The organism is Exiguobacterium sp. MMG028, from assembly GCF_027947425.1.
Lineage (GTDB): Bacteria > Bacillota > Bacilli > Exiguobacteriales > Exiguobacteriaceae > Exiguobacterium > Exiguobacterium aestuarii_A.
The window spans coordinates 548,264-575,187 of sequence record NZ_JAQJIN010000001.1 but is presented as its reverse complement, the minus strand read 5'-3'; the positions used below and the strand labels follow the sequence as shown (position 1 = coordinate 575,187).

General features: G+C 46.1%; 27 protein-coding genes and 1 other RNA gene. 10 read left to right on the top strand and 18 right to left on the bottom strand.

Going from position 1 to position 26,924, the window contains the following annotated elements; all coding sequences use genetic code 11:
• Positions 1–2: 2 nt before the first annotated feature.
• Positions 3–1,496 (top strand): peptide MFS transporter, encoded by a 1,494-nt coding sequence (locus PJK55_RS03095; RefSeq protein ID WP_214874420.1) that lies wholly within the window; start codon positions 3–5, stop codon positions 1,494–1,496.
• Between the two features lie 42 nt (positions 1,497–1,538).
• Here the strand turns inward: PJK55_RS03095 and PJK55_RS03090 are convergent, their stop codons facing one another.
• On the bottom strand, positions 1,539–2,834 hold the full coding sequence (locus PJK55_RS03090; RefSeq protein WP_271304763.1) for a glutamine synthetase family protein: 1,296 nt from the start codon (positions 2,832–2,834) through the stop codon (positions 1,539–1,541).
• A gap of 189 nt (positions 2,835–3,023) precedes the next feature.
• On the opposite strand from PJK55_RS03090, the gene PJK55_RS03085 reads away from it, so the two are divergent.
• A complete protein-coding gene (locus PJK55_RS03085; RefSeq protein ID WP_271304762.1) occupies positions 3,024–4,061 on the top strand; it encodes an SDR family oxidoreductase in 1,038 nt (345 codons plus the stop codon).
• Between the two features lie 31 nt (positions 4,062–4,092).
• On the opposite strand, the gene PJK55_RS03080 is transcribed toward PJK55_RS03085, so the two are convergent.
• Both PJK55_RS03080 and PJK55_RS03075 read right to left on the bottom strand, forming a co-directional pair.
• The gene (locus PJK55_RS03080; RefSeq protein WP_271304761.1) at positions 4,093–4,413 is read right to left on the bottom strand and encodes a general stress protein; all 321 of its coding nucleotides are present in this window, start codon (positions 4,411–4,413) and stop codon (positions 4,093–4,095) included.
• Positions 4,414–4,501: 88 nt separating this feature from the next.
• Positions 4,502–4,720 carry a hypothetical protein gene (locus tag PJK55_RS03075; protein ID WP_271304760.1) on the bottom strand — a complete coding sequence of 73 codons (219 nt, stop codon included), beginning with the start codon at positions 4,718–4,720 and terminating at the stop codon, positions 4,502–4,504.
• Positions 4,721–4,804: 84 nt separating this feature from the next.
• Here PJK55_RS03075 and PJK55_RS03070 point away from each other — a divergent pair, with 84 nt between their 5' ends.
• Complete coding sequence (locus PJK55_RS03070; protein ID WP_271304759.1) at positions 4,805–5,863, top strand: GTP pyrophosphokinase; 1,059 nt, start codon at positions 4,805–4,807, stop codon at positions 5,861–5,863.
• Positions 5,864–5,951: 88 nt separating this feature from the next.
• Positions 5,952–6,389, top strand: coding sequence for a MarR family winged helix-turn-helix transcriptional regulator (locus tag PJK55_RS03065; protein WP_074034413.1), 438 nt, complete (start codon positions 5,952–5,954; stop codon positions 6,387–6,389).
• Between the two features lie 91 nt (positions 6,390–6,480).
• Here the strand turns inward: PJK55_RS03065 and PJK55_RS03060 are convergent, their stop codons facing one another.
• The 5 genes from PJK55_RS03060 to PJK55_RS03040 form a co-directional block, all read right to left on the bottom strand.
• Positions 6,481–6,999 carry a class F sortase gene (locus PJK55_RS03060; protein WP_271304758.1) on the bottom strand — a complete coding sequence of 173 codons (519 nt, stop codon included), beginning with the start codon at positions 6,997–6,999 and terminating at the stop codon, positions 6,481–6,483.
• A 73-nt stretch (positions 7,000–7,072) separates the two neighbouring features.
• Positions 7,073–7,870: a DUF4397 domain-containing protein gene (locus PJK55_RS03055; protein ID WP_074034410.1), complete on the bottom strand. Its 798-nt coding sequence runs from the start codon at positions 7,868–7,870 to the stop codon at positions 7,073–7,075.
• A 248-nt stretch (positions 7,871–8,118) separates the two neighbouring features.
• Positions 8,119–8,826: a glycerophosphodiester phosphodiesterase gene (locus tag PJK55_RS03050; RefSeq protein ID WP_271304757.1), complete on the bottom strand. Its 708-nt coding sequence runs from the start codon at positions 8,824–8,826 to the stop codon at positions 8,119–8,121.
• Positions 8,823–10,295 carry a carboxypeptidase M32 gene (locus PJK55_RS03045; RefSeq protein WP_271304756.1) on the bottom strand — a complete coding sequence of 491 codons (1,473 nt, stop codon included), beginning with the start codon at positions 10,293–10,295 and terminating at the stop codon, positions 8,823–8,825. The genes PJK55_RS03050 and PJK55_RS03045 overlap by 4 nt, the downstream gene beginning before the upstream one ends.
• A 74-nt stretch (positions 10,296–10,369) precedes the next feature.
• Entirely contained in the window at positions 10,370–11,902 is a 1,533-nt protein-coding gene (locus PJK55_RS03040; protein ID WP_271304755.1) for an FAD-dependent oxidoreductase, read from the bottom strand.
• Positions 11,903–12,095: 193 nt separating this feature from the next.
• Here PJK55_RS03040 and PJK55_RS03035 point away from each other — a divergent pair, with 193 nt between their 5' ends.
• Positions 12,096–13,067 carry a D-alanyl-D-alanine carboxypeptidase family protein gene (locus PJK55_RS03035; protein ID WP_271304754.1) on the top strand — a complete coding sequence of 324 codons (972 nt, stop codon included), beginning with the start codon at positions 12,096–12,098 and terminating at the stop codon, positions 13,065–13,067.
• A 337-nt stretch (positions 13,068–13,404) separates the two neighbouring features.
• Positions 13,405–14,886 (top strand): sodium/proline symporter PutP, encoded by a 1,482-nt coding sequence (gene putP / locus PJK55_RS03030; RefSeq protein WP_271304753.1) that lies wholly within the window; start codon positions 13,405–13,407, stop codon positions 14,884–14,886.
• 51 nt (positions 14,887–14,937) lie between these two features.
• Here the strand turns inward: putP and PJK55_RS03025 are convergent, their stop codons facing one another.
• The 8 genes from PJK55_RS03025 to rnpB all read right to left on the bottom strand — a co-directional run bounded on the left by PJK55_RS03025 (position 14,938) and on the right by rnpB (position 21,209).
• Complete coding sequence (locus tag PJK55_RS03025; RefSeq protein WP_083600139.1) at positions 14,938–15,243, bottom strand: hypothetical protein; 306 nt, start codon at positions 15,241–15,243, stop codon at positions 14,938–14,940.
• Between the two features lie 15 nt (positions 15,244–15,258).
• Positions 15,259–15,813 carry a hypothetical protein gene (locus PJK55_RS03020; protein WP_271304752.1) on the bottom strand — a complete coding sequence of 185 codons (555 nt, stop codon included), beginning with the start codon at positions 15,811–15,813 and terminating at the stop codon, positions 15,259–15,261.
• A 71-nt stretch (positions 15,814–15,884) separates the two neighbouring features.
• Positions 15,885–16,715 carry a YihY/virulence factor BrkB family protein gene (locus PJK55_RS03015; RefSeq protein WP_271304751.1) on the bottom strand — a complete coding sequence of 277 codons (831 nt, stop codon included), beginning with the start codon at positions 16,713–16,715 and terminating at the stop codon, positions 15,885–15,887.
• Between the two features lie 102 nt (positions 16,716–16,817).
• Positions 16,818–18,236 (bottom strand): alanine/glycine:cation symporter family protein, encoded by a 1,419-nt coding sequence (locus PJK55_RS03010; protein WP_271304750.1) that lies wholly within the window; start codon positions 18,234–18,236, stop codon positions 16,818–16,820.
• Between the two features lie 59 nt (positions 18,237–18,295).
• The gene (locus PJK55_RS03005; RefSeq protein ID WP_271304749.1) at positions 18,296–19,198 is read right to left on the bottom strand and encodes a Gfo/Idh/MocA family protein; all 903 of its coding nucleotides are present in this window, start codon (positions 19,196–19,198) and stop codon (positions 18,296–18,298) included.
• 51 nt (positions 19,199–19,249) lie between these two features.
• Positions 19,250–19,432, bottom strand: coding sequence for a hypothetical protein (locus PJK55_RS03000; protein ID WP_271304748.1), 183 nt, complete (start codon positions 19,430–19,432; stop codon positions 19,250–19,252).
• Positions 19,433–19,549: 117 nt separating this feature from the next.
• Entirely contained in the window at positions 19,550–20,716 is a 1,167-nt protein-coding gene (locus PJK55_RS02995) for a THUMP domain-containing class I SAM-dependent RNA methyltransferase (RefSeq protein ID WP_214782847.1), read from the bottom strand.
• A 125-nt stretch (positions 20,717–20,841) separates the two neighbouring features.
• Positions 20,842–21,209: RNase P RNA component class B (gene rnpB, locus PJK55_RS02990), an RNA gene on the bottom strand.
• Between the two features lie 120 nt (positions 21,210–21,329).
• Here rnpB and PJK55_RS02985 point away from each other — a divergent pair.
• Positions 21,330–21,734, top strand: coding sequence for a hypothetical protein (locus tag PJK55_RS02985; protein WP_271304747.1), 405 nt, complete (start codon positions 21,330–21,332; stop codon positions 21,732–21,734).
• Between the two features lie 44 nt (positions 21,735–21,778).
• Here PJK55_RS02985 and PJK55_RS02980 read toward each other — a convergent pair whose 3' ends face one another.
• Together PJK55_RS02980 and PJK55_RS02975 are read right to left on the bottom strand one after the other, a co-directional pair.
• On the bottom strand, positions 21,779–23,227 hold the full coding sequence (locus PJK55_RS02980) for a S8 family peptidase (protein WP_271304746.1): 1,449 nt from the start codon (positions 23,225–23,227) through the stop codon (positions 21,779–21,781).
• 94 nt (positions 23,228–23,321) lie between these two features.
• Positions 23,322–23,729, bottom strand: coding sequence for a hypothetical protein (locus PJK55_RS02975; protein WP_214782839.1), 408 nt, complete (start codon positions 23,727–23,729; stop codon positions 23,322–23,324).
• Positions 23,730–23,898: 169 nt separating this feature from the next.
• Here PJK55_RS02975 and PJK55_RS02970 point away from each other — a divergent pair, with 169 nt between their 5' ends.
• From PJK55_RS02970 to PJK55_RS02960, 3 genes are all read left to right on the top strand, one after another.
• Positions 23,899–24,792: a hypothetical protein gene (locus tag PJK55_RS02970; RefSeq protein WP_271304745.1), complete on the top strand. Its 894-nt coding sequence runs from the start codon at positions 23,899–23,901 to the stop codon at positions 24,790–24,792.
• 71 nt (positions 24,793–24,863) lie between these two features.
• Positions 24,864–25,529 carry a response regulator transcription factor gene (locus tag PJK55_RS02965; RefSeq protein ID WP_271304744.1) on the top strand — a complete coding sequence of 222 codons (666 nt, stop codon included), beginning with the start codon at positions 24,864–24,866 and terminating at the stop codon, positions 25,527–25,529.
• Positions 25,526–26,872 carry a sensor histidine kinase gene (locus PJK55_RS02960; protein WP_271304743.1) on the top strand — a complete coding sequence of 449 codons (1,347 nt, stop codon included), beginning with the start codon at positions 25,526–25,528 and terminating at the stop codon, positions 26,870–26,872. The genes PJK55_RS02965 and PJK55_RS02960 overlap by 4 nt, the downstream gene beginning before the upstream one ends.
• The last annotated feature ends 52 nt before the right edge of the window (positions 26,873–26,924 follow it).

The window sequence follows — 26,924 nt, the reverse complement described above, 5'->3', positions numbered from 1 at the left end:
TCATGGAAAGGATCGATAAACAGACAATCGTGGACAGTGTTCCACAAAAAGGCTTCTTCGGACAACCGAAAGGGTTGTTCACCCTATTCTTCACGGAGTTTTGGGAACGTTTCTCGTACTATGGCATGCGGGCTATCCTCGTATTCTATATGTACTATGAGGTTTCTGAAGGTGGACTCGGGCTCGACCGTAATGTCGCGCTGTCCATCATGTCCGTCTATGGTGCGCTCGTTTATATGTCAGGGGTCATTGGGGGATGGCTTGCGGACAGAGTATTCGGGACGTCACGTGCGGTCTTCTACGGTGGTGTGTTCATCATGCTCGGACACATCGTCCTCTCGATTCCAGGTAGCGTCGTCTTCTTATTCATCTCAATGGCGTTGATTGTTATTGGTACAGGTCTATTGAAACCGAACGTATCAAGCATTGTCGGAGATATGTATAGTGAAACGGATCGCCGTCGCGACGCTGGATTCAGTATCTTTTACATGGGTATCAACTTAGGCGCATTCATTTCGCCTCTTATCGTTGGACAAGTACAAAAAGATTACGGGTTCCATTGGGGCTTCGCCCTTGCAGCAATCGGGATGTTCGTTGGACTTGTTGTCTTCGTGTTGACACGTAAGACGAACCTCGGGCTTGCTGGTTCGTATGTACCGAACCCGTTGTCTCCAGACGAGAAAAAGAAAACGATTCGAATCGTCAGTCTCGTCACAATCGGGATTGCCATTTTGCTCGCGATCTTAATCCCACTCGGTTGGTTCACAATCAACACGTTCATCTCACTCGTCGGAGTGTTCGGGATTGCGATTCCAACGATTTACTTCATCATCATGTATCGTAGTCCGAAAACGACAGAGGTCGAGCGTTCGCGCATCATCGCCTACATCCCGCTCTTCATCGCCTCAGTCATGTTCTGGGCAATTCAAGAACAAGGGGCAACAATCCTTGCGAGTTATGCCGATACACGGACTGACCTTGAATTCTTCGGATTCACATTGTCACCGGCATGGTTCCAGTCGTTGAACCCGCTCTTCATCATTCTGCTCGCACCGGTCTTTGCTTGGCTGTGGGTTCGCCTTGGTGACCGAGAGCCGAGTATCCCGACGAAATTCGCTTTCGGCATCTTGTTTGCAGGGATTAGCTTCTTGGTCATCCTACTCCCTGCTTACTTCAGCGGTCCGGATGCCCTCGTCAACCCGCTCTGGCTCGTCTTGAGTTACTTTATCGTCGTGTTGGGCGAGTTGAGCTTGTCGCCGGTCGGTTTGTCGGCTACGACTAAACTTGCACCCGCTGCGTTCTCTGCTCAAACGATGTCACTTTGGTTCTTATCGAACGCTGCCGCGCAAGGGATCAATGCCCAGCTCGTCAAGTTCTACTCACCAGAGAATGAGATGCTCTATTTCGGAGTCATCGGCGGTGTCGCCATTATCTTAAGTTTGATTCTGTTCGCACTCGCACCAAAAATCAAAGTATATATGCGCGGAATCCACTAATCATCAAAAACGCCAGCCGATCGAATCGGCTGGCGTCATTTTTTATTTGCGTACTTGAATGAGTGACAAGTAGCGGTCAATCATATTGTGGTTAAAGTAATCATGGAAGTTGTCTTGTTTCAGCGATTGAATCGATTCATGGAATGTCGCAGGAAGTGATGCGATTCCCTGGCTTTCGATTTGTTTCGCTGAATACTCGAACAAGTCGTCTTCATTCGGCTTAGACGGTTCAAGCTTCTGCTCGATTCCTTCTAAACCAGCGTAGATGAGGGCAGCAAGTGCCAAGTATGGGTTTGCACTCGGGTCAGGATTTCGGACCTCTACTCGAGTCGCACTTCCACGAGAAGCCGGGATTCGAATCATCGAACTACGGTTCGATGGACTCCAGCAAATATTGACCGGTGCCTCGAATCCAGGAACGAGACGCTCATATGACTCAGGGAGCGGGTTTGTGAAGATGGCCGTCGCACGGGCATGCTTTAAGATCCCTTCGATGAAATGACGAGCTGTTTGAGAGAGTCCATAATCGGCGTCAGCCTCATCAAACGCATTGTTTGTCGCCTTGCCCGCATCGTCGTTCTTCCATACCGAGATGTTCAAATGCATCCCAGAACCATTCACGTCACGCAAAGGCTTCGGTAAGAACGAGACAGATGCCCCTTTTTCTTTCGCCGCGATTTTGACGATTTCTTTGAAGAACTGAATGTTATCAGCCGTATGGAGCGCATCGTCATATTTGATTCCGATTTCATGTTGTGCCGGAGCGACCTCATGGTGGACCGCCTCGATGTTGAATCCGACATTGCTCAAGCGGTTTGCGATATGCTGACGTACTTCGTAACCTTTGTCTTCTGAACGAGTCGAGAAGTAACCGGCCTCATCATAAAACTCTCCATTTTCATCAAAGATGAAGAATTCAGGCTCTGCGCCGACGAATACCGAGTAGCCATCGCGTGCAGCTCGCTCGAGTGCATCCTTCAACACATTACGTGGGTCGTATTCATATCGCTCACCCTCTGGTGTACAAACATCACAGAAGAACGCCAAAATACTCTCATCACCATCTTGCTCATAACGTGGACGATCTAAATCCGGTCTCAAGAATAAGTCGGAGTTTTTGATGGAAGAGAATCCGTTGATTGAAGAGCCATCAAACATTGTTTTTCCTTCAAAAACCTCTGGCAACAATTTTGCCGAAAGGGTCAAGAGTTTCAAATCACCGAGAACATCTGAAAAGTAGAGATGGATTTGGGTAATATTTTTCTCTTGTACCGTTTTCTCAATTTCTTGTTGCTTCTTTGCTACGTCATCCTTGTCTGTTCCGAATAGATTTGCCATGATTCTTAAAAACCTCACTTCAATGGATTTGACAGGCAAGCTGTCGTTACGCACCTTTCGTACGCTTCTCTATAGTTCATAACCGACTTCGTTTTTTTCTAAACATGAAATTTTGAAAGACGTAAAGTAGCTACATGACGGAAGACTTGATATGATGGATGCAGAATGTCACAGAGAGGGAGAACGCGATTGTATATTTTTATGACTGGTGGAACTGGATTTTTAGGAGGTCGACTCGCCAAAGAGTTGATTGAACGGGGGCATCGGATTTGCATGCTCGCCCGAACACCGGAAAAAGTAAATGCTCAGTTCACGGTGGAAGAAAGAAAATCAATCGATGTGTTGCCTGGCGATTTGACGGCACACGCACTCGGTGCTGATGAACAATTTATCGATTCACATAAAGGAAAAATCGATTTATTCCTACACATGGCAGCACTCGTCAAATTTGATGAAGAGTTACGCGATGAATTGTTTGAAACAAATGTAACGGGGACAAAAGAAGCTCTTCGATTGGCCAAGTTGATTGACGTTCCTCGGTTTTTCCATGTAAGTACCGCCTATACACTCGGGGCAAAAGAAGTCGGCGGCGAGACATTATATGATGTATCCCAATCCTTTTTAAATCCATACGAAGAGAGTAAGGCACATGCCGAACAGGCTGTCTGGCAATCACGGGATGAACTCGACGTATCCATCTTCCGTCCAGCCATCATCGTTGGTGACTCTAAGACCGGAGAAGCGGATTCAAAGTTCACGATGTATGGCTATATGCGTGCACTCGAGCTGTTCAAACGAAAATTGGAGCGCCGCGGTCATGACTTTGAATCAATCCGTTTAATCGGATCGGCGACGGGTACCTCAAATCTTGTACCGGTCGATTATGTCGCGGATGTACTTCTGGCCGCTATCGAGCATGCGAAAGCGGGCACGATTTACAATGTCACAAATGACACGCCACCACGCAATGAGATGATGCTCGACTATATGAAAGAGTCGCTCTCTTTCCCGCATTTGACGATCACGGAGACGCCGTCGTCTACACTCAGCTCTGTCGAACAGTCATTTAACGACATGGTGAAAGTATTCAATCCATATTTGAATCGAAACATTACCTTCCATGACGAAAACACAAAACAATTGTTGAAAGATGCGGGATTCTCTCCACTGCGCCTCGACAAGCAGTCGTTGCGACGTATCGTGAATGCCTATTATCAAACAAAATAATAAAAAAATGGACCGGGCATCCGGTCCATTTTCATTTATCACAGACTAATACGATTTTTCCATCTTTGATTTCACGCTCGAGTGAATCGACCATCTCTTTCGTGAGACCGAGGCTTTCCATCTGTTCCATTCGATCTTCTGAGTTGCTCGTAAATTTCGAGAGCAACGACTCAAACATCCCTTTCTCCGGGATGCGGTACGGTTGGATACCGGCTTCCGCTGCCAGTCGAATCGTCAATTCTTCGTCTTTGGCAAACAAATAGATGTGTTCATTCACACACCCTCCTGAGATCATCTCGTTCACTTCATGGTCTACCGTTGTCATATCATTTACTACCCTTGTCTCTAACATGCCCCATCCTCCTAAACGTTCACAGTCATGGTTTTCACTGTTTTTGTTATTCCCGAAAAATGAGGCAGTAAACCTGAATCGTCCTCGTTTATTCGTGAAACGTCCATTCCTCCACATCGAAGTGTTGAACGATGCCTTCGATGCGACTATGCTCGCCTTCGATTGTACGCTGCCCAACCCCACGTGCGGTCACAACGTATTGCTCCCCATCTTCTCGAATACGAGAGATGCGGTAATCGGCTTGTTGCAATAATCCTGCGATGATTTCCAGTTTTTCTCTTTCGGTTGACCGAAACGTATGCATCATACTCATTCCTCCTCTGTACATATGCTACCATATCGTTTCGTGATGGAGATGATATACTAAAGACAGCGAAAAGGAGTGAGTGACGTGCCTAAACAAGATCTAAATACAATCATGCTTGAATATTTGAATGAAAAAGAAGATTATGAAGCGTTTGCCACAAAACTGAAAGCGCTCCTCAGTGAATTGTTGACGGAAGCCGGAATCCAGTTTCATTCGATTGTCGCCCGAGCGAAAGAGGCGGACAGTCTCTATGCCAAACTGTCCCGTAAACCATACCAATACCGTTCGTTACGTGACGTCCAGGACCTTGCTGGGATTCGGATTGTTACTTACTTCCATGATGATGTACGGACTGTCGCCCAAATATTGGAGGACGAATTCACCATCGACCGCGAACAGTCGATTGATAAATCTACACTCCTTGATTCCAATGAATTCGGTTATTTATCGGTCCACTATGTTGTGGAGCTGAGTGAAAAACGACTTGCTCTCGGGGAGTACCGACGCTTTGCCGAAAAAGAAGCAGAAATTCAGGTCCGCTCGATTCTACAACATGCTTGGGCTGAAATTGAGCATGACCTCGGTTATAAAAACCCGAATGCTGTTCCGCCTGAAATCAAACGTAGTTTTAGCCGTGTTGCCGGGCTTCTCGAGATTGCTGATTCTGAGTTTGTGAACATCCGTAAACAACTACGGACATTCGAACAAGAAACAGTTGAACAAATCCTCGATTCTCCTGAGAAAGTAGCCATTACTCGGGACAATTTAAACTATTATATTGCAAACGACCAAACCGTTGAAAAATTGGATAATGCCATCTTCCAAAGCGAATGGTTGCTCGAGACCGATCTTTCAGCAATCGTCGAATTGACTCGAATGTTTCATTATGCAGACATTCGAACGTTCAAAGACTTGAACGACACGCTTTCAACTTATTATACGCAAGCCGTCCAATGTGCGACGCTACTCCCTTCATCTCTACTGCCGAGACAAGGGATGGGTGTCGTCTATGCCGTCCTGGCTAAACTATTGGCAGAAGGCGATGATCCGCAAATCGAATTCTTCTTTAGACGATTCTATCCAGACTTGAAACATTACGAAGATATCATTCAACAAATCCGTGCAAAAGAGGAGCCTTTATAACTTTACAGACAACATGTTTTTAATGTAGAATGTTTTTATGTTCTGAAGTATATATGAATAATATTATCACTAGGAGGTAGTTTCGAGGATGACAACACCTGTACCAACTGCTTCACGTCGTCAGCTCGTCGCTGATGCTGAACGTGGAATCCGGATGAACTATCGCGGAGTGAAAAAAAATCTCCGTTCGATGTTCTCACAATATTTGACTCGTAATGAATTCTTCATTCTACGTTCTCTTTGTCAACAGAGTCCTCAAATCGCCTCTGCTTTGTCGAATGAGTTTCAATTTTCAGCTTCGATGATTACAGCACTCGCTGATGAGTTGACGAAAAAAGGGTTAATCTCTCGCGAACGCAGCGAGCGGGATCGCCGTGTCGTCGAACTTCAAGCGACAGATGAAGGTCGTGAGTTGTTCGAAACGTTAGAAAGCATGAAGATCGAATATTTGATGGATGTATTCACTGATTTCTCTGATGAAGAACTCATTTTACTCTCAAAATTATTAGACCGCATGGACGCTTAATCCATGAACAGACCTCAGCCACATTGGTTGGGGTCTATTTTTATGAGACATGAAAAAGGAGATGCAACATGTAAGTTTGCATCTCCTGCTTTTATTTCGTTTCAATTAAATGTGCCGTGACGACGATCCGGTCACGATACCCTAGTTTCTCATCGTATGGCCCTGCACACGTGATCAGTTGAATCCGCTTTGCTTGAGTCGCCGCAAAGATTGATGCGAGCGGGACTTGATCAAGGCGATATTGTTTCACGCTGACGACTTCATACGTTGCGACTTGGTCATCCTGTTGGAGCGTCACCACTTCTCCGATTGGTAGCTGACCTAGGTTCGCAAAGATGGCTGGACCGTTCAAGTCATCGAGATGACCTGACAAGACGACGTTTCCTGTCGCGCCTGCTTTCGCCCCATATTGATACCAACCGACCTGGTTCACGTTAGAAGGCGTATCCATCCTTCCAGCCTCGTCCTTCCCGACCGCTTCAATCGATGTATCGACATCGATTGAAGGAATGACGAGTCGGGATGGGACGAAACTGTTCGAATGAAGCGATTGCCGATCGACTTGTTTAGAAGTCAACACGAGTGGTTCAGCGAATTCAGCCTTTGGCATGATGAACGATTTTTCTGGGGCTTCCGCTTGCGCGCTCCATACGAGAAATCCGATGGTTCCTAAGAATACAAGTTTAAGCGTCTTGCTTCTGACGACGAAAGACGTAGAATCCAGCCGCTGCCGCTCCAACTACTGCTGCTGCGAGCAACCAGTTCATTGAAGCTGTTTGAGCAAGACCACCTTGTCCTGTTTCAGGCGCCATTGCCATTTCTCCGCCATCAGCAGCAAGGAGTACTTCAAACGCTGGTTCTCCTTCAAGGAGACCGATTGCGAATGCAGTATAGTTCTTACCACCTTCGAGTGCCACACCATCAAGTGCTTTCACAACATCCGTCGCACCTGCTGGACGAACTTCAAGGTCATACGTACCAGCATCAAGTGTGCCATAATCACTCACAGCTTTGAACTCAAGGTTCGAGAAGAGTGGGTCTCCACCTTTAGGTGCGACATCCACTGCTGGTGCATCTGGTGCAAAGTGTGCGACACGAACTTTAGATTTTCCATCTTCAAAGTTCGCATCATCTTCCATTGCAGCGATTTCGATGTTTTCAAGTTGACCGATTGCAGCGGCTGTGTAGAATTTGCCTGCTTCAATTGAAAGGTCAGCTGCAACGACGACTGTTTCTGCGTCACCTGCTGGCTTGATTTCAACGTTGTAATCTCCTGCAGGAAGTGTCAAGTAATCAGTAAGGTCTTTAAACTCTGCTCCCTCGACCGCGACTTCCCCATCCACATACACGTCAACTGCCGGTGCATCAGGTGAAGCATGTAGCACACGGACCATTGCATTTTCATGTCCATCGGCGCTAACCGGTAGGATGAAAGCAAAGGCCAGTGCTAGTGTACCCAGTAAAGACATCAACTTCTTCATGTGAAATTTCCTCCTTTTGTCTACGGTAACCTACGATTTGCATACAACAAGTGTGATGCAGTGCTACATGGTGTGCTACATCTGATTGCTATGTAGCTCGGTGACATCTTAAACTTAAGACAATCCGACAGTGACGTAAAGGGGACACTATGTCCTGAATGTGCTCCGATATGTTAACGGATGAAAGCGCAACCTTTACATTATTGTAGATTCCCAATCTCGACAAAGTAAAACCCCTTAATCTGCGACTAAAGGGTTTTACTTGCCCATTCAACATCATTGACGAATATAGCGTCGACTTGTAACACTCGGCAGCGCTCGAGTTGAGCCTTCGTCTTGATTGTGTAGGGTCTGACAGCAATATCATGTTGTTTCAACCATCGCACTTCTTCGTCCGTGATGCGCTCGATATGCGGATGGACTGAATCGGCACCTACGGATTCGAGATATCCGAGAATGTCATACAGCGGTTGAGCAAGTAAGATTGCTGCCTCGATATCTGGACGCATCTTTTTCAATCGATGAATCGTCTCATGATTGAACGATGAGAAGAGGATACGAGATGGGGCTATGCCCGAAGTCTCGATTATGTCGAGTATTCGGGACTCAATTCCAGCATATCGAAGCACATCGGTTTTCACCTCAAGATTTAATCGGATCGATTCATCCCGAACCAGTTCGAGGAGTTCTTGTAGTGTCGGGATGACCTCTTGTTGAGAAGATCGAACTCCGGCGTTAAATCTTCTCAATTCGTCGAGTGTGTATGAAGACACCAACCCGCTCCCGTTCGTCGTACGTTCCAATGTCTCATCATGAATGAGAACGAGCTCACCATCTTTGGTCAAATGAACATCTGTTTCGATCCCATCTGCCCCCGTATCCAGCGCGAGTCTGAATGCCGACATCGTATTCTCCGGTTGTAGTGCCATCACACCACGGTGCGCGAACCGTTTCATTTGGACACAGTCTGATACTTGTCCGTCAAATAGCGAACGAGAGGTTGAACCGAGATTTCTTGACCCGTCACTTTTTGGATGAGTTCATTTGGTGTCAGACGTTTTCCATATTGATGGACGTTTTCTTGGAGCCATGTTTTGACTGGCTCAATCTCACCATCTTGAATTAGTGTCTCAAATTGAGGTAGGTCTGTTTTCAATGCCTCCGTCAACTGAGCTGCATAAATGAGGCCGAGCGCATAACTTGGGAAGTATCCGAACGAACCACCCGCCCAATGTACATCTTGAAGTACGCCTTTAGCGTTTGTTGGAACATCGAGTCCGAGATACTCTTTATACTTCTCATTCCACGCGGCCGGAAGCTCGTCTACGGATAACGTTCCTTGAATGAGTGCTTTCTCGAGTTCATAGCGAATGATGATGTGAAGGCTATACGTCAGTTCATCCGCTTCGATTCGGATAAGTGAAGGTTTTGCCTCGTTTACTCCACGATAGAACGTATCAAAATCGATGTCACCATATACCGGGTAGAGCTCTTGGAGTTTCGGATAGACGCGGCGCAAGAACGCCTCACTTCGACCGATAAAGTTTTCAAAGAAGAGCGACTGTGATTCATGGATTCCCATCGATGCGCCACCGCCTAGCCCGAGCTCGTCAAGCATGGGGTCGATTTGTTGTTCATACGTCGCGTGCCCTGCCTCGTGCATCGTTCCGAACAAGGCATTACGGAAATCAGCCTCATCATATTTCGTCGTGATTCGTACGTCGCGACGGTTGATCGTGATCTCAAACGGGTGCACCGTCGCGTCAAGACGACCACGGGACAAATCGTATGCAACGACATTCATCCAGTCATGACAAATCTTTTCTTGAATGTCTGACGGCATCGACCAATCTAGTGAAAGTAATTCTTTTGGAAGCTGTTGAATGAGCGGCACCAGCTCGTCTCGGAGAGAAGCGAACAGCTGATCTAACAATTCGACGGTCATCCCTGGCTCATAATCATAAAGTAGGGCATCGTATGGATGCTTCTCATAGCCGAAATATTCCGCAAATTTTTGTTGGAATCCGATAATCTTTTTTAAATATGGAGCAAACATGTCCCAATCGTTTTGATTCTTTGCTTTTTCCCAAGCCGTTTCCGCTTCAGATACGAGCGTCACGTACGCTTGATACTCATCATGAGGAATCTTTGCGTTTCGTTCATATTGCGTTTTTGCGATTTCAAGCGAACGCGATTCGACTTCAGACAGTCCACTTTCTTCAGACATGCGTCCTAATAAAGAAGCGAACGACTCACTCGTTTGTCGTTTGAACGCCTCGGTCGACAAATATCCGATTGTTTCCGCACGGAGCGGTGCCGACTGTTCCGGCATCTGAGTGCGCATATCCCAATATAAGAGAGAGATTGCTTCATCGAACGCACGCAATTGCTTAAAATGTTCACGCCATTCTTTTGTTAGTTCCATCTGTCATTCACCCCTATGTGTTGTTCTGTTCTCTTTCTACTTTATTATAGCTGTCAACCTTTGCCTATACTAGTTTACAAATCTTCTCGCATCTTGTAGGGAAGCGGTTTTGTCGCAGGACCTTCTAGGACGGCTCCTTTAGCATCAAAACGAGACCCATGACAGGGACAGTCCCATGTCCTTTCCGCATTGTTCCATTTCACGGTACAACCGAGATGGGTGCATGTCAGATTGACTATGTGACAATGGTTGTCTAAATCTCGATACACTCCTTTTGTCTGATGGTCCACTTGCACGATTCCGCCTTCATCTAGTTGAAGCTCCTCAACACCCCTGCGTTCGAGTACGCGTTCCACGGTCCCTTTTGCGAATTGTGTCGCCGTATCGAGATTGGTTTTAACAAATGAGCCGACATCAGTTGGTTTGATGGTTTTTCGTAGTGGAGACACCAGATCTGAAAAATGATTCGGATGACCGGTAAGCTGGTCTGCGAGTAAATTCCCTGCTGCAATCCCGTTTGTCATCCCCCATTTTAGAAATCCTGTAGCTAGTAAGATGTCTGGTTCCCGTTTGAACATTTGCCCGACATAGGGAAGCGAGTCCAAGGTGATGAGGTCTTGAGAGGACCAACGATGTGTCGCCCGATTCGTCCCAAAGTGATGTTGGGCATCGCGCTCAAGATGATCATAACGATTTCGTGTATCCGTGACCTGTCCCGCTGTATGTCCTTCTCCACCAATTAATAAATATGTTTTTCCATCATCCACATATGACCGATACGATCGACTGTTTTGGTCAACACTTAAATACATCCCTTTCAGCGGAGCTGTATCTGTTTCACAAGCGACGATATAGGAGCGCTCTACTGAAAATTTTGACACGTATAAACCTCGTAGGTCATTGAATGGATAATGAGTCGCAATCACGACCTGATTGGCCTGAACCCGTCTTCCTGTAGCAGTCGTGACAATCGGGCGTGGACCTTGACTCACGTCTAGAGCCCTCGTCTGTTCATAAATCCTTCCACCCAGCCGGACGAATCGATCTGCCAATTCACGTAAATACTTGACTGGGTGGAACTGTGCTTGCTTTCGAATGACTAGCGCTTGATTAATTGAGAAGGGAAGCGTGTTTCTGACTTCCTCCGTCGCCTCCCCTCCATCAAGTTTCAACCGACGATAAGCATCCAGTTCTCTGGACAGTTCTTCACTCGGTTCCGTTGAATATAAAAACGAGTCTTCTATCGAATAGTCACATTCAAATCCTTCATCGATTTGCTTTTGGAGATAGACGAGTGCCTCCGCGTTAAATTCGTAGTATAGTCGGGCAGTCGTTTCACCGAAATGTCGAATCAGCTTCTGATATATCGCTCCGTGTTGGACAGAACACTTCGCCGTCGTGTGTCCTGTCGTGCCGTGTCCAATCTCTAATGCTTCTAGGAGCGTTACTTGTTTTCCTCGCTTTTGAAGTTCATAGGCACAGACTAGCCCGGCGATTCCGGCTCCGATGACCACGACATCAGATGATTCCGAAGCGGTTAACGGTGGATAAAGTGTCCCTGTGTCATGTTGTCGCCAGATGGAGTTTGTGAACGGATAACGTTGCATGGCTTATTCCCCTCTCATTAATGGCATTCTTACCTCTATACCCGATACACCATCGTTTCATCATCAATCATTGACCTAGTTCTTTATTTTATCGGCGCAATAAATATGCGTTTTCTATTATCTTTATAGAGTAACGATAAAGGAGGGACTTGTTTTGACCCGTAGAAGGAGACACCGAAGAAGAACGTACATCATGCGAAGAATGGTTGCAGCGGTAGTGTTGCTTGGAATCGTCGCACTGATCCCGACATTGGTCGGATTTAAGCAGGATAAAGAAGCACCGACACCCACTGAAACTGCGGCGCCAAAAGTAGAACCGATGAAACAAGGTCCCGTATTCCCCGACATCGAGATGGGAACTTGGCACCCAAGTGAAACGATGTTACTCCATAACGAAGACATTCCAGTCGGCGCGATGACTTTCGTAAATGTGGACAAACAAGAGATCATGATTGACAAAAATGCTGACGACCGTGTCTTCCCAGCCAGCACGACAAAACTGATGACAGCTTTACTCGCCTACGAGAAAGCATCGGTGGCAAACGAACTCGACCAGCCGCTCATTTCAATCCAGACTTCTACACTCGACATCCCTTGGGACAGCCACATCGCGCATCTTGAGATTGGTGATACATTAACGGTACGCCAGGCGCTATACGCCACGCTTCTTGAATCAGGGAATGATGCCGCAAACAGCCTGGCAGAGTATACGAGCGGTTCGACCGAAGCATTCGTTCAATTGATGAATGAACGGGCAAAAGTTCTTGGATTGACAGGTACCCACTTTGTGAATGCTCACGGTTATTCTGATCCAAATCACTACACGACGGCGAACGATATGGCAAAAATCGCATACGCATTTAGTACATATCCTGAACTCGTTGAGATTGCTGGTACATATGAATTTAAAGCGGAATTCAATGACAAAGACGGAAATGGCAAACGACGCTGGTGGTATCACCTCGGCTCATCCGTCAATGAGAGAAGTATCCACTACTCAAAGTATGTGACCGCTACGAAAACGGGGTATACCGATGAGTCGGGCTATACGATGGTGTTTATCATGAAACATCAAAACGAGACGTATATCTTGGTCACGATGCAGGCAAAATCCGGGCAAACTTTCCCGACGATGCGTCTGGTCGAAGAGAAGGCTTTTCAATAATGTAAGAAAAGGGCATGTAAATCCATGCTCTTTTTTCGTTTTTTCAGAAAAAATGACGTCTAATGTGACATTAATGTTACAACGAGAAGTCCTCAACATTTCAAATATTCAGAATATTTAAACTTTTTAACGTCTAATTTCCGCTCTTATGCGTTGATACGACGGGCTTTAGAGCCATTTTTCTGAAAAGATGACAGTTTGCAATCATTTAAATCGTTCGGTAAGGTAAGACACAAGTTCGCCTTTTCAACTTTTGTTATTGACTGTGTGATGTGTTCACACAATCGCGAACGAGTTTGATGAAATAGATTTTCTTAACTTAATAGGAGGTAATTCAATGCTATGGCAAGAATGGGTATCAATCGCGCTTTATCTCGTGATGATGCTTCTTATCGGATACGTTGCGTATAAACGAACGACCGATTCATCAGATTATATGTTAGGTGGCCGTAAAATGGGGCCAGGAGTTACAGCCATGTCAGCCGGGGCTTCGGATATGAGTGGTTGGATGTTAATGGGACTACCGGGTGCAATGTATGCAACTGGACTATCAGCAATTTGGTTAGCCGTTGGATTGGTCATCGGAGCTTACTTGAACTACTTGTTAGTTGCTCCACGACTTCGCGTCTTCACAGAGATGGCGAACGATTCGATTACGATTCCAGACTTTTTAGAGAATCGGTTCCGAGATCACTCGAACTGGCTACGGATCCTATCTGCATCCGTCATCATCATCTTCTTCACGTTCTATACGTCAGCCGGACTCGTTTCTGGCGGGAAGTTGTTTGAAAGCTCATTCGGATTAAACTATCAGACAGGTGTCATCGTTACAATTAGTGTCGTGATCTTGTATACCCTCTTTGGTGGGTTCACGGCAGTTAGTTGGACAGACTTCGCACAAGGTGTCATCATGTTCTTGGCACTCGTGCTCGTTCCATTTGTTGCTTTGACGGATCTTGGTGGAGTAGACACTGCTGTCAACTCTGCAACGACAATCAATGCCGACTTGTTTGATCTCTTCAAAGGGACAACGACACTCGGGATTATCGGTCTCCTCGCCTGGGGACTTGGCTACTTCGGTCAGCCACACATCATTGTTCGCTTTATGGCCATCCGTGATGTGAAATCATTGAAAACAGCACGTCGTATCGGGATGAGCTGGATGACCGTATCGATCATCGGTGCAGTCATGACTGGTTTCGTTGGAATCGCGTATTTCCGCGGACAAGGAAACCCACTCGGTGACCCGGAAACAGTCTTCATTCGATTCTCTGAAGTCTTGTTCCACCCATTCATCACTGGATTCTTGTTAGCCGCAATTCTTGCTGCAGTCATGTCGACTGTATCATCACAATTGCTCGTTACGTCATCTGCTTTGACAGAAGACTTCTATCGTAAGTTCTTCAATAAAGAAGCAAGTGAAAAAACAATGGTACGTGCTGGACGTATCGGTGTCTTGCTCGTCGGATTTGTGGCGACTCTTATGTCACTCAACCCATCTAGTACAATCTTGACACTTGTTGGTTATGCTTGGGCCGGTTTCGGTTCTGCATTCGGACCAGCAATCCTGTTATCACTCTATTGGAGCAAGATGACACGCCAAGGTGCCCTCGCTGGTATTCTTGTAGGTGCCATCACGGTTATCCTTTGGATCGTGACTGGACTCTCAACTGTCCTTTACGAAATGGTTCCTGGTTTCTTCTTAAGTATGTTGGCAATCGTGCTTGTCAGTAACTTTACAAGCCAGAAAGAACAGAAACGCATCAACCGTGAATTCGGTGAGATGGAAGCTGAATTGGCAGCTGCGAAAAAAGAATAATTCAGACCAATTTAAAAACTCGGTTCCCTTCAAAGGGACCGAGTTTTTGTATTACATCGATGCTGCGATTAACCAGACACGAATCACAAACGGTACGAGCACTAATACGAGCATCGCATTACGCATCCATTTGCTTCGATTCCAATAGTACGCCATCAACACGAATGGATGAAGTGCGACCAGTTCATATGGGTTGAACCAGAACCATGTGATGATCAGGACAATCAGATAATAAAGAACCGACTTTTCCTTCGTTGATCGATATTCACGCCACATGTCATATGCACCTTTGAAGAACGCAATGAATGTCGCAATCCAAAACAAAATGACGATTATATTGTCGAATCCACTAAACAACTGAGTAACCACCTTTTAGGAAGCATTTTCTACATAAAAACCGCCCCAATAAATATGACGGTACGTAAACTCTTTTCCACTCTCTACAGTAATCACAATTTCATCTTCCGTCAATACAAGGACGTGAACAGGCACTTCTCCTTGGCGTAACATCGGGCTAAACAATTGAAATTGTTTATTAAGCCATTTCCGTTCTGAAAAATTCTGATAGTGATGTAGCGCAAGCATCGGATGGCTCAAATATGCCGCTCCAACGATTGCGATGGTGACAGGTGGAGCCCCAATTTCCATCAGGAATAAGAAGACGAGAACGAGTGACAAAACTGAATGGCCGAACTCAACCAATTCCATGAAAGAAGCACGACTGGCAATGACATATTGAATCACTCGAAACATCAAATACAGGATGATGCTGACAGTCAAAAATTCAGAAAATGGTGAATGTCGAAACGATACGTCTAAATAGAACAAGACAGGTAACAGGAGAACCCATTTCCACAGATGTAAGGCGAGGTAAAACAATGATTGATCGATGAAACGACGATTGTGTACGAGCCGTTGCATATCCATGTTTCCCACCTCCGCTTAGATGATGTGACCTTACGTTACCTTTCCCTATTCTTTTAAATGATAACTAGCATTTACACGTCTAACGAAGTTTTTTCTTTCCTCTCGATTAATGTTGCGTTTAAGAGTCCTCCTAGCAAAATCACAGAAGCAGCAAGGTAAAACCAAATCAACAAAACGATGAACGCTCCGAGTTGCCCGTAGAACTGTTCATAGTTCGCGAACTGGGAATAGTAGCTGAACACGTTTGACACGATGAGGATTCCCACAGTCGCAAATGCCGCTCCAGCCCAACTATTCTTAAATGTACCCGAAACACTCGGTAACCACTTATAAACGAAGATAAATACCGTAAAGAGTAAACCAGTCCCTACGATCCATCTAAAGTAAAACCAAATCTGGGCATAGGTCGTGACAATTTCATCAATAAACAAGATATGTGAAGATACTTCACGTAACGCTGTTTCAATTATCGGTACGAGTAATGAGAACGGGAGTACAAACATGAGTGCCAATGTGATTGCGATGTCTTGCAAGACACCTCGCCAAAAAGCCTTATTTCGGACTGCCCGATAAGCATCGTTTAATGCCCGGACCAACGACTGCACAGCAATCGATGAGATCCAAAGAGCCGGCAAGATACTGAATGATGCCAATTTTAATTTAGAGTTATCGAAAATCGCTTCGATGTTCCCTTCTAACAGCTGATAACTCGCTTCAGGCATAATAAGCGATAACGCTTGAATCACATCACCACTCGTAAATGGTAAAAACCCTACAATCCCTAATACGAATAATAAGAACGGAAACGTGGATAAAATGAAGTAATAGGCCAACATAGCAGCTTGGTCAAAGAAGCGTTCTGTAAAAAAACGCTTGACGACTGTCGATAAAACTTGTTTCATATTTACTCTCTACTTTCTTTAATATAATATAAATGCGGTATTTGAAATATTATTTTTAAAATGAAGGAGAGCCTTCCGTTACCGGAAGCACTCTCACATCGGTCAACTGATTTCTTCTTTTTTCTCTTCCCACGCTTCGATGTGTTCTTTTCCAGGAAGGTCGACGCCATCTTTGAAGAATTCCGGGTCTCTCCCTTCTTTCTTCTGGGCCATGTAGTCATCGAGTAACGTCTTCGCGACTTTACTCAAGCGGAAGATCGCATACATGTTGACGAGCGCCATGAGTCCCATAAAAATGTCAGCGATGGACCAGACAAGCCCTGCCGACCGTACTGAACCAAACATGACCATACCGACGACTGCAATCCGATAGATGATGAGATAGCGTTTCTTTTCCGAGATGAACTCAATATTCGTTTCACCATAATAGTAGTTCGCCAGAATGGAACTGAAAGCGAAAAGTAAGATGGCGATGGTCATGAGCGTCGTCGCAATCGGTCCAATCTCGACGAGAAGTGCCTCTTGCGCAAGTTCAATCCCTTGGAACGACTCGGACCCTTCAACACCCGAGATCAAGACGATCATCGCCGTCGCTGTACAAATGAACAACGTGTCCACAAAGACGCTGAGCGATTGGATCAATCCTTGTTTGACAGGGTGACTGACTTCAGCCGTAGCTGCCGCATTCGGTGCGGAACCCATCCCCGCCTCGTTCGAGAATAGCCCACGTCGAATTCCTTGAAGGACAGCCGCACCGACCGCACCACCGAACAATTGTTGGAAACCGAGTACGCCTTCAGAGAAGATGGCCGAGAAGACTTGTGGCACGACATCAAGATTCGTCAAGACGACCCAAATGGCCAGCAAGATGTAGCCTCCTGCCATGACCGGTACGATGATTCCGGAAAGTGTTGAAATAGAACGAATTCCACCGAAAATGACGATGGCGGTGACGACTGACAGAATCAAGCCGACCCATACCGTGTCGACCTCAAACACATTGTTCACGGAGAGTGCAATGGTGTTGGCTTGTACCGAATTGAATGCAAAACCGAACGCAAACGTAATTAAGATCGCAAACACGATGCCGAGCCACCGTTCTCCGAGCGCCCGTTCGATGTAATAGGCCGGTCCCCCACGCCAAGCCTTGCCGTCATGCACTTTATACACTTGAGCAAGCGTGCTCTCAACAAATGCCGAGGCCGCTCCGATCAAGGCGATGAGCCACATCCAGAACACGGCCCCAGGACCACCTAATGCAATCGCCGTCGATACACCGGCAATATTCCCTGTACCGACACGTGCTGCGGTACCGATTGCGAACGCTTGGAATGAAGAAACTTGACCTTTCTCGTGTTTGAGTCCTTTGATAAACAGTAGTTTGAACATCTCAGGTAGCATTCGGAACTGGACGAACCCCATCCGAATCGTAAAATAAAGACCTCCTGCAATCAACACGAAGATGAGAAGGTACGACCATAGATAGTCATTGATTTGCATAATAAGTTCACGGATATCCAACGAAATCGCCTCCTTTTATCGGGTTTTTACCCGCTATGAATCTGACAGAAACAGCGGGTTCATTGCACGTTTTTAAGAATCTCTTCACATAAACGATGTGTCTCTAAACTATCCTCAGCTAGGACTGACTTGTTCGCTTCCCCATTTAACAGTTTGATAAAGTCATCAATCAAGTCGATAAAGCCCCGACGCTTTAAATTCGACTCCCATGGATCAAGCGGCCACTCTTTTACTCCGTCGACACCATAGTCTATGACTCGTTCGACGTCCCGCGTGACACGCTTCACAGATGGAGACATGACTTCCATCACTTCTTCCGTGCATCCATTATCCCGGTTCATCCAGCCGATTGCTTCAATTCCACCTGCCTGAAAATGAATCATCACCTGCTTCAACGTATCTCCTTCATATCGCGGCGTGACAGACAAGCGTTCGACAGTTTGAAGGTCCGTCAAATAACGAAGCGTATCGACGACGTGCACAAAGTCCTCGATGATAAATTCTCGAAGTGTCGCCGGTTTATACGTTCTGTTCTTTTGAATAAGTATCATGTTCTTTTGTTCGACTTGTTTAAGCGCCTCTGTCGCCGTAGCAAATCGGCGATTGAAGCCCGTGACGAGATGAACACCATTCTCTTTCGCAAGTGCAACGAGTCGCTCCGTCTCTTCTAGCTTAAATGTGATTGGCTTATCAATGAAGACATGCTTCCCTTTCCGTAAACAATATTCGGCTTGCTCGTAATGGGCAGCTGTCGTCGAATGAATCATGACCGCATCGATTTGTGTCATCGGTACGTCTTGAAGGTCCGTATATCCTTTTTCAAAACGATAGGTCGATATGATGTCCTGTAACTTCTGTTCATCCCTTGAGACAAGATACACATTCACGTTTTTTAATCCGGCGTATACAGGCAGATACGCTTTTTTGGCCACGTCACCTATGCCTACTACTAACATCTTCATCTACTCACTCCTCCAATAATATGTAGAAAGCCCGAAGCGACTGCCTCGGGCTCATGTAATAGATACAATCTCAAAACTGGTGATCGGTTCACGAATCGCGTCGGATACAATCTGGTAAGCCGCATTTAGTTCTTCTTGATTATTCAAATCTGGCACCCGGTTCATTTTCACCTCGACAGTCCGAGTGTTCTGTTCTTTCGCGTGTAATTGATATTCAACGGTATACTTTTGCATCACATGTCCCCCTCTAATTATACATATGTTATGTATAACCTGTTCATCGAATGATGAAACAAGTGAGTTTGTTCATCAGAAGCAAAAAAATGACCGCTCGCTAGAACGGTCATTCGTTTATGACTCCGATTTTGGTGACGCGTCACGATCTGGGCGTGGACGACGTTTTCCGAAAAATTGGTAGTACTGTGTCTCGATGTTACCGTTGTACAACTTCCGACGCTTCGTCGCCGGGCGACCGTATGCTTTTTCGAAGTCCTCATAGCTCGTCAGCATGTAGACGCTGTATCCAGGATACTTCGCATATTGTGCGCCGATCCGCTCGTACAAGTCGATGATTTCTTCTTCTGACTGTAGTCGTTCCCCGTAAGGTGGGTTACCGATGATGACGCCGTACTCTTCTTTCGGTTTCAATGCGGCCGCATCACTATGGACGAACGTGATCGCATCACGGACATCGGCGAGTTCCGCGTTGTCTTTCGCAAGTTTTACCATACGCGGGTCGAGGTCGATTCCATAGATTTTGAGCGGTTTATCCCACTCCGCTTTCTCGTTCGCTTCGTTCATGGCTGCATACCACGCTTTTTTCGGGATACACGTCCATTCCTGAGCGAAGTATTCGCGATTAATACCCGGCGCGATGTTCCGTCCGATCATCGCCGCCTCGATTGCGAGTGTTCCTGAACCCGTGAAGACATCATAAAATGGCATATCAGGACGCCAGTTCGTCAATTGAATCATTGCCGCCGCCATCGTTTCTTTAAGTGGTGCCTGTGAATGCAACTCACGGTAGCCTCGACGGTGAAGCGGGCCTGACGTATCGATTGTGATGGTCGCTACATCTTTTAACAAAGCAACTTCAATCGGGAATTTCGCACCTGACTTCGGCAACCATTCCCCTCCCTTATGGTAGCCACGCTGCATCGCTTCGACGATTGCCTTCTCCGTAATCTTTTGACAGTCCCGAATTGAGAACAATTTCGATTTGACCGAGCGACCATCAACCGTGAACGCAGCGTCCCACGGCATGAAATCTGTCCACGGCAATACCACAACCCCGTCGAATAGTTCTGTGAACGTTGTCGCCTTGAACTCCGCTACGACGAGTTTGACACGGTCTGCCGTGCGCAACCACATATTTAATCGTGGAATGTCTTCCATCTCCGCATCGATGTAAACTCGACCATTCTCGACTTCACATGTGTATCCTAAGTCTCTTACTTCTTTTGCAACGAGTGCCTCAATCCCCATCGCTGCTGTCGCAATCAGTTTACGTTTTGCCATCTGCAATCGCCTTCTTTCTACATTAAAATCTTTCATTCATGTTGTAAATTGTAAAAAAATCATGAAAAAAGGAGCTCAAGTATATGTGCTTGAACTCCTTGTCGTTGTTAGTTGAGACTATGTTGTCCTGTAAGCCATGTTCTGTACTCCGGTGCTCATAGCGGTCTCCCTGGCACGATGGAGTGACAATCATCTATCTGCGCACATCGGCGCCCTCCGTCCCGTTCGGTTCCGGTTCGGAAGTTCCCCTACCATAGTTTGGGTTTCTCGCTCGTGGGGTTTACCTCGTTCCACTCTGAACGTTTCCGATCAGACTTCGTCACTGTGGCACTTTCAAGAAGCGTACACCATATCCGAGGACTTAGGTGTTTCTTCTGCCGTCAACTTGCGTTGCCTACACTTATCTTTTCGTGTAGCACGATCACTACAGCCATCACAGGCTGTGCGAGCATGGACTTTCCTCAAAACTTGCGTCCCGCGATTGTCCAGACCTCATAGTCACTTCAACCATTGTAGCGGAAATTTCAACAATTTACAACTGAAATTCGAAACTTGATTTTACATTCAGTCAGCGCTAAAATAAGGCGTGTTCATTGAATAAGGAGGGATTTTGATGCATCAAGATGCAAAAAACGGTTGGATTCAACGTCTGACTTATGTAATAGAAATCGATGACATTAAAGTGCTCCACCCGAACAACGGCGTGTTCGCCTTCTACCGAAATAATCGTCTCGTCCGAGGGTTTGAACCGTTCGATATTAAAGCACCGAACGAACTCTCGAAACGATCTTATCATTTTGACCATCATAATTTAGCACACTTAGAAGAGCGTTTCCCTGACGCGATTCCGGTGTTCGACGAAACCCATGAAACGCGTCGCGTTTGGAGTGATCGGGTTCGTGTCGGATTATGCGAAATCATCCGCGATGGTAAACTCAGTTTTGAGCATATTGACGACCAAGGAAATGTATTAGAAGCGAGTATCCGTTGGTGTGGAGAAGCCATCACCATCGATTGAATTAGATAAGCCGTCTCTCCGTTCGGAGTAAACGGCTTTTTTCTTTATAAGGATTCAACCACAGGCGGTTCTTCCTCGACCACAGGCGGTGTATAACTCGTCGATACGACTTTTTCACGCACATCTGTCGGCTTTAGAATCACCGTCAACGGTTTTGTCGTATCTCCTCTCACCGGGAATGTTCCGGCGATATGGAGGGCTTCATACATTTTATTGCCATCCGCATCGAGAACGGTGACGATTCCTTTACGAGTAGTCTGTAAGGAGAACGTCTGAGCATCTGCCGCATCAACGGAGATGGACGTTTTGACCGTATTGATATAATCAATCGTCTTACTCGTAGACCGTTTGTATTTTCCATCAGTCATTTGGGCGACAAGTCGATACTGCCCACTCGGTAGCCAATCACCATATGCAAACATCGTAAAGTTTGTATTCGGACTTAACGTTTTAATTTTCTTACTACCCATATACAGTCCATACGTCGTTTTGATTGTCGGACGCTGCATGACATTCAGTCTCACATCGGTAATATAGCGTTGCTTCCAAGTAGAATCAGTACTTAGTGTCAATGGTCGAGGGGTCGCATCGAGTAGCTTTAATGTATTCAACTCCGTATACGTTTTCCCTTGAGAACGTGGCATTTTCGCGATCAGGGCATCCACCTCGTCAGGTGTTAAAAATGGATTGATTGATTTGACGAGCGCGAGACTCGCTGTGACCATCGGTGCGGCCATTGATGTACCGTCCATATAAATAAAACGATTATTGACCCCGAGTGAAAGGATATTCACACCAGGAGCAACGATTTTTACACTCGCATCCATATTGCTGAAGTCAGCAACTTGATGACGAGAGTCAATCGCACCGACAGCAATCACTTCTTTCATGTTTGCCGGGAACGACGTTTTAGTCATCCCATCGTTACCTGAAGATGCAACCACAACCACACCTTTGGCTCTCGCCTGTTTGATGGAAGCAGCTAAGCGACGATCATAGTCATCTCCACCGAGTGATAAATTGATGATCGTGGCTCCTTTTGCCACAGCTGTATCTACAGCTTTTGCAACCGTCCATGAGTCTGTATATTCAGAGTTTCTGCCATAGAAAACATTATAAAAATGATATCGCACGTTCGGGGCGAGTCCGGCAATTCCAAAACGATTATGCTTTCCAGCCATGATGCCGGCAGTATGTGTCCCGTGGGTATCCGCGCTATAGGGACCTTTCATCGAATTCACGACGCGTGGAACATTTTTTAAATCTGTATGATTACGGTCGGCAGATGAGTCGATTAACGCCACGACGATGTCTGAGGCACCTCTCGTTTTACTCCACGCCAGGTCTGTTCCGATTTGTCGTACATAATATTGATTTGTGATTCGTGGCTCTGAGACGACGTAGCCATGTTTTTCAAGCACGACAGGTTTCGCTGCATCCACACCTACAGGCAATAACAGCGCAATTGCTGTCAAAAGGGCAATCTTTTTCATTCCTTCCGCTCCATTCCAAACTGACAAAGTGATTTCATTATCTCAAACTTTGGATTAGATTTCCCTTTTTTTGAATAAAAAGTTGTCGACAAGTTTACCAATAGCTTGGTTCATCAGGATGTAACATCTCATATTCGACAATTCGTCCGATGGTCAAATACGTATAATACCGCGCCAGTTCGACTCGACTTGGGTCGGGACGAAATCCTTCTAAATCTTCTCCGAGCGGAGAGCCGTCGATTGTCTCAAATTGCTGACAAAAAAAAGACTCTGTTTCTGCATCCCAGACGATACGATCCCCGATATATCCACTTCCAAAGCGAATGTAGTCGATGATGGACGGGACGATGACTTCAGCTGGTAACCGTTCACTCATCCGTCCGACTAGTTCGTATCTGATTCGGTCTGCCTGATCCGCTTCTTCGAGGGAGACACATTTTAATACTTCTTTATTGATTTCAATCAAGACAACATAATCACCAGGTTCGATGGAGAGCTTCATTGTCTCACCTCACTTTTCATTCCTTCATCCGATTCTCTACACGTTACTATTCGTGATGGGATGTGGAAATCCTGTCCATTCCGTATGTTTTTCCAAATCTCAGTTGAATTCGCAACGATTGCATGGTTTTTGATATACTAATCGTATGAATCTAGAGAGGAAGTGCACCATGGCCAAACGACCGTTGACCCCTCGTGAAAGTGAATTGATTGCGACCGCTTTATATGTCGTCGAGACGATTCCATACGCAGGATATATCGACCGTCTCGAATCACTCACGTTACGAGACATCGCTGATGACTATTTGAATGGTACACTACCTGCCGCTGACGCGATTGACGCGCTTGACCAATATATTTATGTTCGACGCCATCGTTTCAAAAATGTGACGCCCCACAACCTTTGGACGTTGGATGACCGCACCGAACAAGAAGCGCTGCGTCACATCTCGAAACGACCTGAGTTGAAAAAAGGACAGACGCTGAATAAGCGGAACCAGCCGTTTCAAGTCGGACAAGACATTGAGTTCAAAGTGGACAAACACGTCGACCGGGGGCAGTTCCGTATTTATATCGGAAAACACCAAGGGTATACATGTAAAGCACAGTCTAAAGAACGGGACAAAATGAAATCGGTCACGGGATGGGTCACTCATATCGATCCAAAAGACCGCTTAGTGTTTGTCAACGTCACGGATTTCGGACGTTTGCCGATGGAACAGTCGATGAAGCAAGAACTCGAATCGATGAGTGCCTCATTACTCGGATGGTTCGCGACGGCGACCCTTCCTTCCGAAGAAGAAGCTCTACTTGCAAAACAAATGATTGCCACCCTTCAACGTCGCGATCAACCGTATTGGTTTACGTTGACAACCGCCCTTAATCATCCGAGACCAGAACACGTCAAACGTTGGGGAACAGTTGTGAATCTGCTCTTAAAAGCATCAACGGGCGATCAAAAAGCGATTCAGACATTAGAGACACAAGAAGATAAGTATTTCAAAGATGCATTTATCCGTGCGCTTCGCGCCTTGCACGAGGAAATGACGAAACAATTGAACTGATTCGACTCGAGGTGACGCCGTATGGGTCACCTCGTTTCGCGTGTATAGTTTTAAAGAAAGGAACGATTGACATGCGTTTACTCATCGTGGAAGATGACCCTTCTATTTTACGTCTTGTGAAAGAGACGTTCGAAGATGCAGGTCACGATGTTTTCATTGCAACAGACGGGAAGTCAGGCGAGCAGCTATATAGGACTCAGTCGATTGATGCAGCGATTATCGACATAATGCTACCAGGTATAGATGGTCGGGAATTGTGTCGCCGCCTGAAAACGGAACTAGATATTCCTGTCATTTTATTGACGGCACTCGGCGAATGGGAAGATAAACGTCAAGGGTTTGAGCACGGGGCAGATGACTATATGACAAAACCTTTCATCCCGGAAGAATTACTATTCCGATTACAAGCCGTTTCAAGGCGATATAACCGCTCATCTGCTTCGCGTATTCAAGCAGGACCGCTACAGTTGGATTTAACCGAATATGAAGTGAAGCTCGACGATCAATTGTTCTACCTTCCCAAAAAAGAGTTTGAACTATTGTTTCAGCTCGCTTCATTCCCAGGCAGGGTATATCGTCGCGAAGAGTTGATTGAGCTCGTATGGGGATTTGATTTCGAAGGAGATGAACGAACCGTCGATGTGCACATCAAACGACTTCGTCACAGGTTCGACCACCCTGCCCTTTCAATTCGGACAGTGCGCGGTGTCGGATATTCACTAGAGGTATTGAAATGAAGACATTATATACTCGAATCATTCTCACCATGTTTTTTATTCTGCTCATTTCTGGAGCCATCTCGTTATTGATTAGTAATGTCGCTTACTATACGTGGTGGCAACCTTCCTATAGTGAGAAGACCGAGGCAATCGCAAAACAGGCGTCGACCTATTTCTCAGAACATACCGATGCAGACGAAGACGCATTTTATTCTTTTTTGGCTGCGACAGGTTACCAATTGGTTGTGATTGATTCGACAAATACACGATCGCGCTATGGTGGTTCGTTTAGAGATGAATCGATTCCTAACGATGTGATTTCATCTGTTCGTGAAGGCACACCTTATCAAGGAATGCGTGATTTCCCATTTCACCTATTCCTTTTAGGGCTGTTTGATAATGAATTGACGAATACGTACGGATGGACACTCGACAACGGGGATGTCGTCTTCATTCGACCTGACCTGAGTGCCCAAATCCGAGAGCTTCACCTTTTTGTCGGCATGTTCTTCGCACTCGTAACCATTCTCGCGTTCAGCTTGATTGCGATGTCGACTCGTTCGCTCGTTCGACCGTTAAAAACGCTCACAGCCGCGACGACTGACGTGGCCATGAGGCAAGAGCCGAAACATCTGCCTATTGAACGAAAAGATGAAATCGGAACGTTAGCGAGACAGTTCCAAGAGATGACGAATGTGATCAAGCAGACCGAAGCACGACAACGTCGATTCGTCTCCAATGTCTCTCATGAGTTTCAGTCACCTTTGACGTCACTCGTCGGCTATGCGGAAAAGTTGGCTGAAGGTACCGACGGTGTATCGAAAGAATATGCACGCGTCATCGAACAAGAAACGAGACGTTTATCTCAATTGACCAAACAACTCTTACTGTTATCTCGTTTAGATGAACGTCCACCGACCCTTGCGTCGGATGTGAACGTGTTACAGTCTATCTCAGAGGTCATACAGATGAACGCCTTTTTGCTCGACCAAAAAGGGATTGCCGTCATGACCGACATTCCGTCTGATGTTAAATTGAAGAGTGACCCCGTCCTCCTCGCACAAGTGTGGAACAATGTATTAGTCAATGCCATTCATGCTTCAAACGATGGTGGAACGATCCGAATCAGATGCACCGTCAATCCTAGGGTATGCGTCTCCTTTATCGATGAAGGAATCGGAATGGATGAGGAGACGAAACGTCATGTATTTGACCGATTTTTCAGAGGCGATGCCGCACGAACGACTCAGGGAACCGGGTTAGGCCTCGCCATCACATCAGACATCATCGCCTTGCACGGTGGACAGATCACCCTCGAATCGACTAAAGGGATCGGGACGACGTTCCATCTTCATTTTTGACGCTGTTCATATTCCGTTCATATTGAACGATTACACTTCCTTCATAGAACTT

Excerpts from the sequence above, each read along its gene's own strand:
- PJK55_RS02960 (WP_271304743.1), top strand. The coding sequence starts at position 25,526 with ATGAAGACATTATATACTCGAATCATTCTCACCATGTTTTTTATTCTG.
- PJK55_RS02985 (WP_271304747.1), top strand. The coding sequence starts at position 21,330 with ATGCATCAAGATGCAAAAAACGGTTGGATTCAACGTCTGACTTATGTA.
- PJK55_RS03065 (WP_074034413.1), top strand. The coding sequence starts at position 5,952 with ATGACAACACCTGTACCAACTGCTTCACGTCGTCAGCTCGTCGCTGAT.
- PJK55_RS03000 (WP_271304748.1), bottom strand. The coding sequence starts at position 19,432 with ATGCAAAAGTATACCGTTGAATATCAATTACACGCGAAAGAACAGAAC.
- PJK55_RS03055 (WP_074034410.1), bottom strand. The coding sequence starts at position 7,870 with ATGAAGAAGTTGATGTCTTTACTGGGTACACTAGCACTGGCCTTTGCT.
- PJK55_RS03050 (WP_271304757.1), bottom strand. The coding sequence starts at position 8,826 with ATGAAACGGTTCGCGCACCGTGGTGTGATGGCACTACAACCGGAGAAT.
- PJK55_RS02975 (WP_214782839.1), bottom strand. The coding sequence starts at position 23,729 with ATGAAGCTCTCCATCGAACCTGGTGATTATGTTGTCTTGATTGAAATC.
- PJK55_RS02980 (WP_271304746.1), bottom strand. The coding sequence starts at position 23,227 with ATGAAAAAGATTGCCCTTTTGACAGCAATTGCGCTGTTATTGCCTGTA.
- PJK55_RS02995 (WP_214782847.1), bottom strand. The coding sequence starts at position 20,716 with ATGGCAAAACGTAAACTGATTGCGACAGCAGCGATGGGGATTGAGGCA.
- PJK55_RS02965 (WP_271304744.1), top strand. The coding sequence starts at position 24,864 with ATGCGTTTACTCATCGTGGAAGATGACCCTTCTATTTTACGTCTTGTG.
- PJK55_RS03060 (WP_271304758.1), bottom strand. The coding sequence starts at position 6,999 with ATGCCAAAGGCTGAATTCGCTGAACCACTCGTGTTGACTTCTAAACAA.
- PJK55_RS03080 (WP_271304761.1), bottom strand. The coding sequence starts at position 4,413 with ATGTTAGAGACAAGGGTAGTAAATGATATGACAACGGTAGACCATGAA.
- PJK55_RS03020 (WP_271304752.1), bottom strand. The coding sequence starts at position 15,813 with ATGGATATGCAACGGCTCGTACACAATCGTCGTTTCATCGATCAATCA.
- PJK55_RS03095 (WP_214874420.1), top strand. The coding sequence starts at position 3 with ATGGAAAGGATCGATAAACAGACAATCGTGGACAGTGTTCCACAAAAA.
- PJK55_RS03015 (WP_271304751.1), bottom strand. The coding sequence starts at position 16,715 with ATGAAACAAGTTTTATCGACAGTCGTCAAGCGTTTTTTTACAGAACGC.
- PJK55_RS03075 (WP_271304760.1), bottom strand. The coding sequence starts at position 4,720 with ATGATGCATACGTTTCGGTCAACCGAAAGAGAAAAACTGGAAATCATC.
- PJK55_RS03035 (WP_271304754.1), top strand. The coding sequence starts at position 12,096 with ATGCGAAGAATGGTTGCAGCGGTAGTGTTGCTTGGAATCGTCGCACTG.
- PJK55_RS02970 (WP_271304745.1), top strand. The coding sequence starts at position 23,899 with ATGGCCAAACGACCGTTGACCCCTCGTGAAAGTGAATTGATTGCGACC.
- putP (WP_271304753.1), top strand. The coding sequence starts at position 13,405 with ATGCTATGGCAAGAATGGGTATCAATCGCGCTTTATCTCGTGATGATG.
- PJK55_RS03005 (WP_271304749.1), bottom strand. The coding sequence starts at position 19,198 with ATGAAGATGTTAGTAGTAGGCATAGGTGACGTGGCCAAAAAAGCGTAT.
- PJK55_RS03045 (WP_271304756.1), bottom strand. The coding sequence starts at position 10,295 with ATGGAACTAACAAAAGAATGGCGTGAACATTTTAAGCAATTGCGTGCG.
- PJK55_RS03090 (WP_271304763.1), bottom strand. The coding sequence starts at position 2,834 with ATGGCAAATCTATTCGGAACAGACAAGGATGACGTAGCAAAGAAGCAA.
- PJK55_RS03040 (WP_271304755.1), bottom strand. The coding sequence starts at position 11,902 with ATGCAACGTTATCCGTTCACAAACTCCATCTGGCGACAACATGACACA.